12 protein-coding genes are annotated in these 15,528 nt (G+C 49.9%); 11 read left to right on the plus strand and 1 reads right to left on the minus strand.

From position 1 onward, the window contains the following. Positions 1–158: 158 nt before the first annotated feature. Positions 159–2,873 (minus strand): aconitate hydratase AcnA, encoded by a 2,715-nt coding sequence (acnA, locus tag ABEQ74_RS28315; protein ID WP_430125527.1) that lies wholly within the window; start codon positions 2,871–2,873, stop codon positions 159–161. Positions 2,874–3,189: 316 nt separating this feature from the next. On the opposite strand from acnA, the gene ABEQ74_RS28320 reads away from it, so the two are divergent. The 11 genes from ABEQ74_RS28320 to ABEQ74_RS28370 all read left to right on the plus strand — a co-directional run bounded on the left by ABEQ74_RS28320 (position 3,190) and on the right by ABEQ74_RS28370 (position 15,512). After that, the gene (locus ABEQ74_RS28320) at positions 3,190–4,212 is read left to right on the plus strand and encodes an amidase domain-containing protein (protein ID WP_430125528.1); all 1,023 of its coding nucleotides are present in this window, start codon (positions 3,190–3,192) and stop codon (positions 4,210–4,212) included. A 45-nt stretch (positions 4,213–4,257) separates the two neighbouring features. Continuing rightward, the gene (locus tag ABEQ74_RS28325) at positions 4,258–5,352 is read left to right on the plus strand and encodes a D-alanine--D-alanine ligase (protein ID WP_430125529.1); all 1,095 of its coding nucleotides are present in this window, start codon (positions 4,258–4,260) and stop codon (positions 5,350–5,352) included. Positions 5,353–5,448: 96 nt separating this feature from the next. Then, positions 5,449–5,766 (plus strand): hypothetical protein, encoded by a 318-nt coding sequence (locus ABEQ74_RS28330; protein ID WP_430125530.1) that lies wholly within the window; start codon positions 5,449–5,451, stop codon positions 5,764–5,766. After that, positions 5,763–6,764 carry a UV DNA damage repair endonuclease UvsE gene (uvsE, locus tag ABEQ74_RS28335; protein ID WP_430125531.1) on the plus strand — a complete coding sequence of 334 codons (1,002 nt, stop codon included), beginning with the start codon at positions 5,763–5,765 and terminating at the stop codon, positions 6,762–6,764. Before ABEQ74_RS28330 ends, uvsE begins: the two co-directional genes overlap by 4 nt. Before the next feature lie 260 nt (positions 6,765–7,024). Beyond that, on the plus strand, positions 7,025–7,888 hold the full coding sequence (locus tag ABEQ74_RS28340; RefSeq protein WP_430125532.1) for an inositol monophosphatase family protein: 864 nt from the start codon (positions 7,025–7,027) through the stop codon (positions 7,886–7,888). A 68-nt stretch (positions 7,889–7,956) separates the two neighbouring features. Further along, positions 7,957–8,223 (plus strand): hypothetical protein, encoded by a 267-nt coding sequence (locus ABEQ74_RS28345; protein WP_430125533.1) that lies wholly within the window; start codon positions 7,957–7,959, stop codon positions 8,221–8,223. Positions 8,224–8,382: 159 nt separating this feature from the next. Continuing rightward, complete coding sequence (locus ABEQ74_RS28350) at positions 8,383–8,718, plus strand: hypothetical protein (protein ID WP_430125534.1); 336 nt, start codon at positions 8,383–8,385, stop codon at positions 8,716–8,718. Positions 8,719–8,791: 73 nt separating this feature from the next. Continuing rightward, the gene (locus tag ABEQ74_RS28355; RefSeq protein WP_430125535.1) at positions 8,792–10,051 is read left to right on the plus strand and encodes a stalk domain-containing protein; all 1,260 of its coding nucleotides are present in this window, start codon (positions 8,792–8,794) and stop codon (positions 10,049–10,051) included. A 160-nt stretch (positions 10,052–10,211) separates the two neighbouring features. Beyond that, positions 10,212–12,077: an SLC13 family permease gene (locus ABEQ74_RS28360; protein ID WP_430125536.1), complete on the plus strand. Its 1,866-nt coding sequence runs from the start codon at positions 10,212–10,214 to the stop codon at positions 12,075–12,077. A 283-nt stretch (positions 12,078–12,360) separates the two neighbouring features. After that, positions 12,361–14,193 (plus strand): cache domain-containing sensor histidine kinase, encoded by a 1,833-nt coding sequence (locus ABEQ74_RS28365; protein ID WP_430125537.1) that lies wholly within the window; start codon positions 12,361–12,363, stop codon positions 14,191–14,193. Next, on the plus strand, positions 14,193–15,512 hold the full coding sequence (locus ABEQ74_RS28370) for a response regulator transcription factor (RefSeq protein WP_430125538.1): 1,320 nt from the start codon (positions 14,193–14,195) through the stop codon (positions 15,510–15,512). Before ABEQ74_RS28365 ends, ABEQ74_RS28370 begins: the two co-directional genes overlap by 1 nt. Positions 15,513–15,528 lie beyond the last annotated feature (16 nt).

The raw sequence follows: 15,528 nt of genomic DNA on the forward strand, positions 1-15,528 counted from the left end.
CCGGTTGTTTTTTTACCCATTAACCTCAGCGGGTGCAAGCGAAACGGAATACTCAATAATCAGGAAAGAAGTACCGGAGAATAAGAAATCCCCATCATCCACTAGGGTATGATGGGGATTTCTTCCTAAGGCTTTAGCGCCTTAAAGGGGAAATTATATTAGTTCGACGCGATCATTTGACGCAGTACCGTTTGGAGGATACCGCCATTATGGTAGTAGTCCACATCTACCATACTGTCAAGACGAGCGATCGCCGGGAATTCAAATTTGGTTCCATCTTCGCGTGTAGCGACAACCGTCAATTCTTGTCCTGGCTTCACATCGTTACTAAGACCGAGGATATCGAAGGTTTCACGGCCGTTCAGACCGAGGCTCTTCCAGCCATGACCTTCTTGGAACTGGAGCGGAAGTACGCCCATGCCCACAAGGTTGGAGCGGTGGATACGCTCGAAGCTCTCAGCCAATACCGCTTTGACGCCGAGGAGATACGTACCTTTTGCCGCCCAGTCACGGGAGCTTCCGGTACCATACTCTTTACCAGCGATAACGACCAGGTTCTGTCCGCCTGCCTGATAGTTCATTGAAGCATCATAGATGGACATTACTTCATCCGTTGGCAGGTAAGTGGTAACGCCGCCTTCCGTACCTGGAGCCACCTGGTTACGAATCCGGATGTTAGCGAAGGTACCGCGCATCATAACTTCGTGGTTACCACGGCGGGAGCCATAGGAGTTGAAGTCCTTGCGCTCTACGTTACGCTCGCTCAGATATTTGCCTGCAGGACTGTTCACTGCTATGTTGCCCGCTGGGGAGATATGGTCCGTTGTAACGGAGTCGCCCAAGAGAGCAAGTACGCGCGCTTCCTTGATGTCCTGGATATCGTTAAGGCCATCACCCAAGCTCTCAAAGAATGGCGGATTCTGAATGTAAGTGGACTTGTCATCCCACTCATACAGCTCACCTTCCGGAACCGGAATCTTGTTCCAACGCTCGTTCGCGGTGAACACATTCTCGTATTTCTCACGGAATGCATCCGGGCTAACAGCTAGACCAATCGCTTCGCGGATTTCCGCGCTGGATGGCCAAATGTCCTTCAGATATACAGGCTCGTTGTTTGGATCGTAGCCGATTGGATCGTTCTGAAGGTCGATGTTCATGGTGCCTGCCAAAGCATAAGCGACAACCAGCGGAGGTGAAGCCAGGTAGTTGGCTTTGACTTGAGCGTGTACGCGGCCTTCGAAGTTACGGTTACCAGACAGAACGGCAGCTACCGTCATGTCGTTGTCGGCAATCGCTTCGCTCACTTCATCCGGCAACGGACCGGAGTTACCGATACATGTTGCACAGCCATAGCCAGCTACGTAGAAGCCAAGAGCCTCCAGATACTGCAATAGGCCGGATTTCTCAAGGTAGTCGGTTACGACAAGGGAACCTGGAGTCAAGCTGCTCTTCACGTAACCAGGTTTGGTCAGGCCGCGTTCAACAGCTTTTTTGGCCAGGAGACCTGCGCCGAGCATAACGCTTGGGTTCGACGTATTCGTACAGCTTGTAATAGCCGCGATAACTACCGCGCCTGTGCCCATTTCGCTGGTAGAGCCGTCTTTATGATGGACTTTAACAGTTTCGGCGATTTTCTCATCGCTAAGGCCGTATCCGCCTTTATCGATCGGCGTACGGATGATGTCGTTAAAGTTATCTTTCATATTGGTAAGCTCAATACGGTCTTGTGGACGTTTCGGACCAGCCAAGCTCGGTACAACCGAAGCAAGGTCGAGTTCGATTACATCGGAGAACTCAGGGTCAGGTGTATCCGCCGTACGGAACATATTCTGTGCTTTGTAGTAGCTCTCCACGAGTGCAACCTGCTCATCGGAGCGGCCTGTGTTGCGGAGATAAGCCAGTGTTTCATCGTCAACCGGGAAGAAGCCGATGGTAGCGCCGTATTCCGGAGCCATGTTAGCAACCGTTGCGCGGTCAGCCAGACTGATGTTGGCAAGGCCAGGACCGTAGAATTCTACGAATTTGCCTACGACGCCTTTCTTGCGAAGAAGCTCGGTTACTGTGAGGGCAAGGTCAGTCGCAGTAGCGCCTTCCGCCAGGCTGCCCGTCAGCTTGAAGCCGATAACTTCAGGTGTTACAAAATACAGTGGTTGTCCGAGCATCCCGGCTTCTGCCTCGATACCGCCAACACCCCAGCCCACAACGCCAAGACCGTTGATCATGGTGGTATGGGAGTCGGTACCTACGAGGGAATCAGGGAAGACCAGCGTCTCGCCGTCAACCGTCTTCGTAGCTGCTACGGAAGCCAGATACTCCAGGTTCACCTGGTGAACGATTCCTGTTCCCGGAGGAACTGCACGGAAGTTGTTGAATGCCGTTTGAGCCCAGCGGAGGAAGCGGTAACGCTCTTCGTTACGCTCAAATTCAACCTTCATATTATATTCAAGAGCTTGGTCGGTACCGAAAGCGTCAACCATGACGGAGTGGTCGATTACGAGATCGACAGGCACGAGCGGGTTGATCTGTTTCGGGTCGCCGCCGGATTTTTTAACGGTGTCACGCATGGCTGCAAGGTCTACGACAACCGGAACGCCGGTGAAATCCTGCAATACGATACGGGCAGGGATGAACGGAATTTCCTTGTTGTCGTCGCGTCCTTCATTCCACTTGGACAAGAGTTTGACGTGATCCTCGGTAATTGCGCGTCCGTCGAACTGACGTACGGCAGCTTCAAGCAGTACCCGAATAGAGAAAGGGAGCTTGGATACGCTGCCATAACCTTGCTCTTCGAGCGCCTGCAGGCTGAAATAACGGTAATTCTTACCGTCCACCTCTAGATTGCGAGAGATGGAGAATTGATCCTTTGCTGGCATAGATGAACCTCCTTGAGTCATTTCATAAATCTAATTAAGAAAATTAGGGGTAAACCGTTGTCTGTGGTTTCACTAGATGAAACCTAATTTCATAAACGCTACTTTAAGTATACCGTTTCCAACTCGCTACGTAAAGCATTTTTTATAGAAGAAAAGGATTTCAAATCGGTGAAAATAAACCCGAATTCAACCTGGATTCAGCCGCTAATGGCCTATATTTCTGTATTCTCTTTACGGAAGTTCATAGCCTGATGAATTTCTTCATATAGATGTGATAGGAAACAGCGTGAAAGGTAAGGTTAGAGGAGGAGAGATAATGAACAGTCTGAAGCAAACGGAGAAGCCTTGGAAACAAGCTCTGTCTATTTACGTCAATCAATATAACCAAAATCGCGTAGACTATTCTTCAGGCCTGAAAGAGCAAATTGTAGCGGATTTGAATTTTCTGATAGAGAGGGGAGAGCGGCAATTCCGGCTGCAATCGTGGTATGCCGAGCGGGAGGCAACGCCGCTTAAGAGTGAGACTCGTGCAAGGCTCCAGCGTGTGCTCAGAGAAACCGAGGAGGATGTTGTCGCCGATGTTCGGCTTCATAGTGTGTTTTATTACGAAAAGAGAGGGATGACACACAGGGAGGACACGATCACAAAGGAGCGGCTGACACTGATCCGTGATGGTGAGGCTTGGCTAATCGTCGGCATTGAACGTCTGCAGGATGAACGCCATCCACTGCAAAGAACTGAAATTTCGTCAGCAGGCGGATATTCGGATGGCAGAGAGCCGTCTACCCCCTTTATGAACGGGCGTGTATACTCTGCGGGCAGCAGTCCCAGATCTGCTCGTTATGATCGTGAAGCCGCAGCTGCTTACGCCGAACGCTGGTGGGATTCGGGGAACCCGGAGTTTGAAGAATTTGAGGTGGATTGCACGAACTATATCTCCCAATGCCTCTTTGCAGGCAAAGCCCCAATCCACTATACTGGTAAAAGAGAATCGGGATGGTGGTACAAGGGGTACATAAACAAGCGAGAATGGTGGAGCTACAGCTGGGCCGTATCGAACAGTTTTGCACTGTATTTGAACAACAGCACTTCGGGACTGCGTGCTGAGCGGGTGCAGCGGCCTGAGCAGCTGATGCTGGGCGATGTCATCGTGTATGATTGGGACGGTGATGGCGCATTTCAACACAGCACCATCGTGACAGCATTTGACGCGGGCGGGATGCCGCTGGTCAATGCGCATACGGTATCAAGCCGCCGCCGATACTGGGATTACCAGGACTCTTACGCATGGAATGATAACACCGAATACCGGTTTTACCATATACCTGATTATTTTTAAGATGACAGCATGTCATGCTGCAATACGGATAAGAGAGAGGTTAACATGGGACAGAATAAATTAACAGTTGGTTTAGTATACGGGGGTAAATCCGGTGAGCATGAGGTGTCGCTTTCCACGGCATTCGCAGTCATGAACGCTTTCGATTATGATAAATACGAATTGGTTCCCTTTTATATATCAAAACAGGGGCAATGGAGAATCGGCGGCCAGCTTTCGGCTCCTTTTGCCCAGCTGGAGGATTTGAAGCTGGCTGAAGGGGAAGGAACCCAGTCCGCTCTGAACGCCGTATTCAGCAGGCTGTATGGCCAGGAGAACCAGGTGGTGGATATCATGTTCCCACTCCTGCACGGAACATTCGGTGAGGACGGCACGATTCAGGGACTGTTCGAAATGGCGGACATTCCATACGTGGGCACCGGTGTGCTGGCTTCTGCCGCCGGTATGGATAAAGTGGTCATGAAGAAACTTTTTGCCCAAGCGGGATTGCCGCAATGCGAGTTTTGTTATTTCAACCGTATCCAGTGGGAGCGAAACCAGCATGAGGTGGTGCAGGACATCGAAGATAAGCTTGGTTTCCCAAGCTTCGTCAAACCGGCTAACCTGGGGTCGAGCGTGGGAATATCCAAGGCCAAGAACCGGGAGCAGCTGAAGGCGGCCATTGAATCTGCGCTGCGCTTTGATGACAAGATCATCGTGGAAGAGTTTGTAGATGCTCGGGAAGTAGAGGTAAGCGTCCTCGGTAATGATGAGCCGATGGCATCCGTTCCGGGTGAAATTGTCTCCTCCAGTGAATACTATGACTATGCAGCCAAGTATACGGATGGACAATCGCAGATGCAGATTCCGGCTGAGATCGATCCGGAAATGGCTGATCGTCTTCGGGATCTCGCTATTACCGCGTTCAAGGCGATTGAAGGCGGCGGTATCACCCGTGCTGACTTCTTCGTCCGCCGTTCGGACGGCGCGATTCTGATCAATGAAGTGAACACGATGCCGGGCTTTACCCCGTTCAGCATGTATCCGCTCTTGTGGAGAGAGACAGGTGTATCTTACCGCGAGCTGTTGGATCGAATGATTGAGCTGGGTCTGGAGCGTTATAATCGCAAACAATCCCTGGTGTATGAGAATCAGGCATAAAGCAACAAATAGAATACCAAGCACCAAGGGGAGTCCGCGCAATTCGAAACGGCTCCCCTTGAGTCTAATATTATCAATGAAAGGAAGTTACGTGATATGGGATTCCAAACCGAGTTCAATTCCGTTTGCAAGTTTAAGAGTGAGCAGGAGCTATATGAGCTTCTGGAGTACGGCCGCGGCAAAATGCTCAAGGACGGCTTGCGCGTATTTCCGACAGGCCAGAAGGTCATTGCTTATACACCCGATAATCAGGCGGTAGCCATCGTTCTGATCACCGCATGCGTATCAGAGATCAACTTCCAGGGTCGCGAAGTCACATCTGTCGAGCTGCAGCTGATCCGAAAATTGACGGATGAGGAAGCCAAAGTACAGACCGCACTTGCTCATGAAATGTTCTTCGGAGATCATGCATGATTGTCCGTTTCGGTTATGTGGCCATGTCCACGGTCGTGCAGAATGCTTCTCCCTCCAAGACGATGACCATGAAGAGCTTTATGAAGCTGAACGACCGCGAAGCCGGCATACATAAACTGGAGCGGATCGGCAATGAGAACTTACATAATACCCTTCGACTCTTGAGACATAATCTGGCTCATGATATCAAGGTGTATCGCTTCTCTTCCAAGCTGATCCCTTTGGCCACACATCAGGATTTGCAGGATTGGGATCCGTTTCCGGCCCTGCGTGAAGGCTTTCAGGCCATTGGGGATTTTGTGAAAAAGCATGGGATGCGGGTGTCTTTTCATCCGGACCATTTTACGGTGCTGAGCACACCGCGTCCTGAAGTGCTGGTCAATTCCATCCGTGACTTAGAGTCACATGTTCATATGCTGCAGGCGATGGAACTGCCTGCTTCCATGAAGAATAACATCCATATCGGCGGAGCTTATGGGGACAAGCCATCGGCTGCGGCCAGATTCGTTCAGCACTTCCATGAGCTTGACCCTGATATTAAGGAACGGCTCACCCTTGAAAATGACGATAAAACCTTTACCGCGCAGGAAACGCTGGCAGTCTGCCTGCAAACAGGGCTGCCAATGGTGCTGGATATTCATCACCAGTGGGTAAATAATGACGGAGAGGCCCCTTGGGAGCTGTGGCCGGATATCCTTCGTACCTGGGAGACCCCGCTTGCCCAGGCAGGCTCTGACCCGTTACAGCCGCTGCCGCCTAAGATTCATGTATCCAGCCCGAAGAGCCCCACGGATATCCGGAGCCATGCTGATGGAGTAGACGTCGTGCCATTACTCGCGTTCTTACGAAATATTGCCGGCTCTACGCAGCAGGTGGACGTCATGATCGAGGCCAAGATGAAGGATGGAGCCTTGTTTGATCTGATGAAGGATTTGGGTGATTACGAGAAGGAAGGCATAACTGTACTTGACGGTGCCTCAATCGAAGTGAAGCCCTGACCATAAACAAGCCTGTTATCACTTGCAAGTTGGAGAATTTTGGGTTACGTTGGAAGTATCCAAACAGAGATTCCCCATAAGCAAGATGTTTGGGATAAAAAGTTCGTTCTCGCCACGCATTCAGGTGCACAGCATAGGACGGACTTTTATTGAAATAAGGCGAATTCTTGGCGTCCCTGCCCTATCGGTCTTCACGAGGGTTGAATAGGATGTAAGGATTGCAAAATCACTAGATTGGTATAGAAAGTAGAGTGAATGCTTTGAATAAGAACGAAAAAATTCCATATGTAGTTAGCAGTAAAAGCTACACTGCAGTTGCAATTAACTGTGCGGCTAAAGCGGGAGAATGGATTAAGAGCAAGCTGGGGACCGTCAAGCAGCTCAGCACCAAGACTTCGGCACAGGATATCGTAACGGAGGTGGATAAAGGTGCGGAGCAGATGATCCGTAAGCTGATTTTGACCCACTTCCCGGATCATGCCATCCTTGGAGAAGAAGGGGTAGCCTCTGGGAACGAAGCATACTCGAAAGCGCTTGAGGAAGCTAAGGGCGAAGAATATTTATGGATTATAGACCCGGTAGATGGAACGACGAATTATGTTCACGGGTTTCCTTTTTATTCTGTGTCCATTGCGCTCGCTCACCATGGAGAGATTATTATCGGTGTGATATATGACCCTTCTCGGGATGAATTATTTGTTGCGGAAAAAGGAAAAGGTGCCTATGTTCACGGCAATCCTACCCTGGTATCCAAGGAGGAGCACTTGTCGGAAAGTCTGCTTGCGACAGGCTTCCCGCTGGATAGCAAGGTTAACCTTCCGCGCAATATGGCGGAGCTTCAGACATTGTTGCCGAAGGTTCGCAACGTGAGAGCCGGGGGTTCGGCTGCGCTTCATCTGGCTTATGTAGCTGCCGGTCGGCTCAGCGGATACTGGGAGCATGGTCTGAGTGTATGGGACGTTGCCGCAGGTGCGCTTTTGGTTCAGGAATCGGGTGGTAAGGTAACCGGCATTGATGGGCAGCCTTATGACTTGTCCGTACGCCATATTACAGCAACCAATGGGCTGATCCATAAGCCTTTATTGGATACACTAAGGGAAGCGGGCAGTGAAACGAAGGACTGACTGCAGGCATTTTAACGAGAAATGAAGACACCAACACCAAACATTTGATAAAAAGGAGTGTGCGTACGATGAATGAGAAGTCCGATCAGGATTTGGAGCGCCAGCTCAGCGAGATGTTAACAGATGGTGATATGCAGGAAAAAGACCGGGAGAAGGAGGAGCGGAGGCTCCTCTCTCCCAAATATGAGATCCGGATCCAGACACAGCATGATCCCATCGTGGAGGAGACTCAGAAATACCGCAGCATGGCCAAGGAAGTAGATGACCGTTATGACAAGTACATGGATAAGGCGGTTAAGAAGGATCAGTCTAAAGATTCAGGCAAAGAAGCATGACAGCTCTTCATTTGTGAATCAGGCGGACTTCATTAGGTTGGAACTTGGAATGGACAGCATGAGGGCAGCTGTCCATTTTTTGTTGAAAAGAATTCAGGTTAGCTATATCAGCTGTTAGTTGGGTCCTTAGGTTAATACTTGCTCCAGGAGGGAGAGCGGATGCGGGCTCGGTTTCAAATGTATAGGGTTCTTGGAGGGGCTTCAGGGGTCGCTTCCATGCTGCTATGGTGCATCCTTAACTTCTTCAATCCATATAACGATGAGATCAACGGGAGCGCGGCCCTTAATACGTTTATTATGCTATTTCTGCCGGGCTGCTTAGCGTTGATGGCGATTATATTTTCATACAGAGTATTGCTGCTGATAGCTTTTGTGTGGTCGGTACTTCCAAGCCTGTATTTGGCAGGCACACCCGGAATCTTTGCTTGGTTTGGGGCGACGAGTCTGGGGTATTTATTCGCTTATATTCTTGCGAAGACTCATCGCACAGGTTGATTTTTTTACCATTCACAGGTGGGTGATGATAAAATAAGTAGGATTGAGGTATTGATATTAGGGGAGTGAGAGCATGTTTAAACAATGGAAGAAGCGGCTGATGGCAATATCCGGCACACTGACACTCACAGCAGTACTGATTGGGCCGGGCGTTGTACCGGCTTATGCTGATGAGATGACAGACAAGAATACCTATCGGATTGTTACGCTTGGGGATTCGCTAACGGTGGGGTATGAGCCGGGCATGGATATCAACAGCAAGCCCTACGGTTTTGTTGATCGGCTGTATGAGCAGGGCTTGTTTCATGGACGGACGGAAGTAACAAATCTGGGGATCGGAGGTTTGAAGACCGACGGTCTTAAACAATACATCCAGGCCGTCGCGGATGAACGGGCGATCACAGCAGAGGAAATGCAGCCGGGACTCAGTGGGATCGATCCACGCACTAAACAGATTGGCGCTGAGGCAGCAAAAGCGAAGAGCGTTATTGCTGCTGCTGATTTGATAACCATTACCATCGGTGGTAATGACATGATGAGTCTGGTCAGCACGGTGAACACATTAAATGACGAGCAGTTGAAAGCGAAGATGGAAGAATTGTTTAAAAGCTACACGGACAATGTTTCTTCCGTCATAACCAATCTGCACAGTATAAACCCCGAGGCCGCGATTGTGGTGGCAGACCAGTATAATCCCGTGCCTAAAATCGCAAACGAAGCCTCATACCCCAAATTGTTAGCCGCAGCTGGGGAATTCACCAAATTGGTGGATGGCGTTGCAGATAGCTTTGCGAGTCAGGGAGTGGACATCAAGGTAGCCCATGTAGCGAAGAAGTTCGTGGGTTCAGAGCTGACGATGACCCACATCCTGAAAGAGGACATTCATCCGAACCAATATGGCTACGAAACGATGGCAAGTGTGTTTGCAGAGACCATCTGGGGCAGCTACAAGAATCCTCCCGCACAAGAGCAGGCACAGATGCGCATCATGGTGAAGGGGCAAGAGCTGAACACCCCCTATAAGCCGATTCTTCGCGATAATTTGAACTACGTAGCGATACAGGATATCGTGAATGCGGTTGGAGCGACTACCAAATGGGATAATAAAACATCCAGCGCGACCATTACATACGGAGAGCGGACGGTCGTTGTAACGATCGGTGCAAAAACCGTACTGGTCAACGGCGCTGCTGTGCCGATTGATACACCGGCATTCCTGCACAAAGTAGGAAAAGAAGATAAAACCTATGTTCCGCTCGCGGTGATTGCATCGGGTCTCGGTTTTGATGTTCAATACAGTGCCAAATTACGTACAGCATTCATTAATTTGTAATTCCTATCCAATATAAACTGCAACGGATGCGTGAAGGCCGTTGCAGTTTTTTCTTTTGCGGATGCCTATGATTGAATAAACGCAGGATGGGCAGGAGAAGGCTATCTGGATGTCGAATCTTGGAGAAACATAGATATGGCATTATAGGGGGAACAAAGCAATGAATACACCGATGATCGTGACGTTATCTGTGTTAGCCGTGGCGTCCGTATTGTTCATGTCGGGAAAAGTACGGTCGGATTTGGTCGCAATTGGCGTGTTGATGGTACTTATGCTTACGGATATCCTGAGCCCAGCGGAAGCACTGTCGGGCTTTTCCAATTCGGTTGTCATTATGATGATCGGCTTGTTTGTCGTGGGCGGAGGGATCTTTCAGACAGGGCTCGCGAAAATGGCAAGCGGCAAGCTGCTTAAACTAGGCGGTGGGAGCGAGACAAAGCTGTTGATTATGGTCATGCTGGTGACGTCGCTTATTGGCGGATTCGTCAGCAATACCGGAACCGTAGCCGTGATGCTGCCCATCGTTGTCAGTCTGGCATACAGCGCCGAGATTAATCCGGGGCGGCTGCTGATGCCTCTGGCTTTCGCGAGCAGTCTTGGCGGCATGTTGACGCTGATCGGAACACCGCCGAACCTGGTTATTCAGGAAGCGCTTATTAACGGAGGCTATGAAAGATTATCATTCTTCTCCTTCTTGCCGATTGGTCTGGTCTGTCTGGTAACGGGGATTTTAGCGATATTGTTTCTGCGCCGTTTTCTTCCCAGCAATGAAGAAGGGCGAAACACCAGCAAGCATGGGCGGTCACTTCGGGAACTCGCCAAGCAGTATCAGCTGACCCAGAATCTGTATCGGATACAGGTTCTGGCAGACTCCTCCATACGGTCCAAGACCCTGAGGGAGCTGGATATTCCAGCGAAATTCGAAATCAATGTTATTGAGATCCGCCGCAAAATGTCGGCCAAGAATCAATTCTTCAAAACAATTAATCAGGAAATCGCGGGTCCTGAGACGGTAATTGAAGAAGACGATATTCTCTATGTGAACGGTCCGTTCGAGAAGGCGGCCGAGTTTGCTGAGACGTATGGGCTTGTTATGCTGGATCAGGGTGTGCCTGAGCATCGAAAGCATGTAGAAGAATCACAATACGCCACGAGTGATGTCGGTATTGCCGAAGTCATGCTGACCCCCTCGTCCCGTCTGATTGGTCGGCTTGTTAAGCATTCGGGATTCCGTGAGAAGTACCGGGTTAATATTTTGGGCATTCAGCGAAAAGAACAGTACTTGCTGAACCATCTCAAGGAGGAGAAAATGCGCTTTGGCGATGCGCTCCTCGTCCAGGGCACCTGGAAGGACATTGCACTGCTGGCTGCCGAGCAAACGGATGTGGTTGTGGTTGGACAGCCAGCAGAGGAATCACGCAAAGTGACGATGGATCATAAAGCGCCGATTGCAGCAGGGATTATGCTGCTGATGGTGATTCTGCTCGTGACCGAATGGATTCCTGCCGTAGCTTCCGTTATGATTGCGGCAGTATTAATGGTTGTGTTTGGTTGCGTACGTAATATGGAGGAAGCTTACAAGACGGTCAACTGGGAAAGCATCGTGCTGATTGGCGGTATGATTCCGATGTCTATTGCGATCGAGAAGACAGGGGCAGCCACGATGATTTCAGATATGCTGGTTCAATCCCTGGGCAGTTACGGGCCGCTTGCACTGCTGGCTGGCGTATATTTTACGACTTCGCTATTGACCATGTTTATCAGCAACACAGCGTGCGCCGTATTGTTTGCCCCGATTGCCTTAACGGCTGCAATTCAGATGGGGGCCAGTCCATATCCATTTCTGTTCGCGGTTTCTATCGGAGCAAGCATGTGTTTTGCTTCGCCGTTCTCTACACCGCCGAACGCACTTGTCATGTCGGCAGGACGGTATAAATTCAGTCACTATGTCAAAGTCGGGCTGCCGCTCCAGATTGTGATCGGACTCGTGATGATGGCTGCGCTGCCGCTGTTTTTTCCGTTTTAAAAGAGAAAATATGAATTCATAGATATCCGCACCCCCATGCTGTGTCCAACAGGACCTGCATGGGGATTTTTATATGGTGGATGCTTAGCCGTCCCAAAAACGCCAATTAAGACAATTCCACACTGCCCTGCCAGTTTAGCAGGAAATCACCAGTCCCAAGGCTAATAACTCAACTTGTAACTTCCTGCTCCATCGTATATATGCGCATCATTTCCGTAGAAATGCATACGCTGGTGCCGCTGGATTGTTGCTATGCTTGAGAAAGCCGGAGGTGCTAGGACCGATGAGGAATCGTTTCAAAAATCCGCTTCGCCGCATGAATATCAAACAGCAGATGATCCTGCTATTCCTGGTGCTGGTCATCCCGTTGTTTGCGCTGAACGCTTACGGGAATTCCATGGCTGGTCAAATCCTAAAGAGTCATGTGACTAATGCCTATATCGAACTGAACAAGCAAAATTTCAAGCTGATTAACCGGGATATAGAAACCGTTAACAAGGTGACATCCACCGTCATCCAAAACTCGCAAATCCAGCAGCTCGATATATTTGCCGACAGTACCGTACTGGAGCGCGTAAAAAATTATGAGCGGCTTGAAAAGATGCTGCTGTCCTTCTCCCAGGAGACCGATGAGCGTGAACCGGTCTATTACTCGCTCTATGTGTATGACCCGGATAACAACTATTTTTTTGCTCCGTACTACCCTGACCGCAGAAAGGCGGGCGTGTATTTTTTCTCCGACGAGAAGGAGAAGCCCGCCTGGTTTGATGAAGCGGTGGCAATGAAAGGGAACGGGTATCTTAAACGCATGGCGAATTTGTCACCCCCGGTGCAAGGGCGCCAGGATGAAGAGACATTAAGCTATGTGCGGGCCGTGAACAACATTTATAAGGGAGGGACCATTGGCGTTCTGGTGGTCACAAATTTGGATGCACGCATTGGCGAGTCATTATCGACCGTGTCAATACCGGATGGAGAGCTTTATTTTACAGACTGGAACGACAATATTCTGACTTCCTCTGTAAAAGGCATAGCGGGGAAGCTGGAGCTGCCAACCGAAGCGGATATGGGTCATTCGATGATTGGCGTCATGGATGTGATTACGTCGGATTTCATCTATGTCATCGATTATAACTATGTGCTCCAGCAGAAGCTTGTCTACAAGGTACCTGTCAAAACGCTGCTTGCCCAGCAAAGCGAAATGAAGCGTGTTATTCAGGTCATTTCCATCGCTTATTTTGTTGTTGGACTCATTATCATCTTCTACTTCTGGCAGTCGCTGATGACGCCGCTCCAGAAGCTGGCACATTTCGTACGAAGGTACGAACCGGGCAATGTCGTGCCGGAAACCCCGTATCGACGCAGAAAAGATGAAGTGAGTGTGCTCATCTCCACGATCTACGATATGGCCCGCCGTTTGAATGATTTGATCCATTACAAATACGATATGGATTTGAAGCAGAAGGAAGCGCAGCTGCAGCTGCTCTATCAGCAGATCAATCCCCATTTGCTGTACAACACTTTGGAGAGCATTTACTGGAAGAGCACGATGGAAGGGAATACCGAGTCAGCAGAGATGATTAAGGATTTATCCAAATTGATGAAGATCAGTCTCAGCCGGGGCCGTGACCTTATTACGCTTGGCGAAGAGCTTGAGCATGCGGGAGCTTATGTCAACCTTCAACTGAACCGTTATGACTATCAGTTTACCGTAAGCTGGGATGTTCCGGAGGGATTGCTGGTAAATCAGGTGCCGAAGATTATGCTGCAGCCACTCCTGGAGAACGCGATTATTCATGGCATTAAAAATATGGGCGAGGACGGTATCATCCGGATTTCAGGCCACCAGGAGCATGATTGCTGTCGGATCGTCATTGAAGACAACGGCTTCCGCCCCGTGAATTACGAATCTATCCGCAGACTGCTCCATGATGAAGCGCCGGACCCTTCGCTTGGCTATGGCATCCGCAATATTCAGGAGCGGATCCGGCTGCACTTCGGCAGCCGCTATGGGCTGCAATATGAACCAAGGGAAGAAGGGGGAACACGTGTGACGATTACGATTCCCCGAACAGAAACAACAACCATTACCACAATCGAACAGGAGGTTTCCTGATGTATAACATTTTAGTGGTAGATGACGAACCTTTAATTTGTAAAGGCTTGGCCGGACTGTTAACGTCCTCGGGGCTTGCGATTGAAGGGATTGCAACGGCATACAGTGGGCAAGAAGCGCTGGATTACATACGAATGGGAGATATCGATCTGCTGGTCACCGATATTCAGATGGGCGAGATGAACGGTATTGAGCTGATGCAGCAGGCGAAGATCATAAAGCCATGGGTTCAGACGATCATCATTTCAGCCCATGAAACATTTCAATATGCGCAGCGGGCGCTTCAGCTCGGAGCCAAGGATTATTTGATCAAGCCGCTGGATAGCGAGCAGTTTTTGGATTCGGTCCGCAGCGTGCTGCTCAAGATGGATCGCTCTGCGCCTCAGGTTGAGCAGTTTCTCTTGGCCGATAACGAGCATTTTCGGATGGAGGAGCCTCCGTCCGAACGAGTAGAGCAGCTGAATCAGCGGCTCTCGATGGAGTCGAGTCAGTCCGATCAAGCTGAATCTGACGAGTCGGAGTTAGGCTTGATTGGACCCTATTTTGCGGTCATTAAGATGAAGCTGGACCTGACGGGAGAGAGAAGCGCACCTTTTACTAGGCATGATATAAGCCTGATCCAATATGCAGCGCTGAATATCGCCAAGGAGCTTCTGGAGCAGGAGGCGCAGACCTTGGTATTCTATTCGCCGGAACGGGACGTCAACATCGTCCTTCAATGGAGCGAGCAGGAAATGGAGGAGAACGCAAGCGGGAAAATCCATCATTTGGAGATGATCGGCCGGAGCCTGCACCATCATGTGGAGCTGCATCTGAAACAGAGCTGTACCGTAGGTATCAGCCAGATATTGAGGGGACCGGAATTTTTGAGTGTGCTCAGCCGCCAGGCGGACAAGGCGATGTTGTGGAGCGAGCAGCTGCACGATTTCCATGTGTTTTATTATGGGGATTTCAATTGGCATAACTATGCCCAGGAAACATCGCAGGAGGTGCTCTCGAGCCAAAGCAACCGGATCGTGGAGAATACGAGGCAATATATTGAGGATCATTACCGCCAGAAGGGATTGACGATTCACGAGGTAGCCAAGAATAATCACGTGAGCCCTAACTATTTGAGTTATCTGTTCAAAAAATATACCGGCAGTAGTTTATGGGAATATGTGGTGAAGCTGCGGATGGAGGAGAGCAGGTCTCTGATCCTGAGCACGGATCTCCGCCGGTACGAGATTGCAGAACGGGTCGGCTATGAATCCCCCGAACATTTTAGCAAAATCTTTAAAAAATACTACGGCGTCAGCCCGAGCGAGCTAAAGAAGTAAGAACGGTTATACTTCA

This window comes from Paenibacillus solani (assembly GCF_050475945.1).
Classification (GTDB): Bacteria; Bacillota; Bacilli; order Paenibacillales; family Paenibacillaceae; genus Paenibacillus_AQ; species Paenibacillus_AQ solani_A.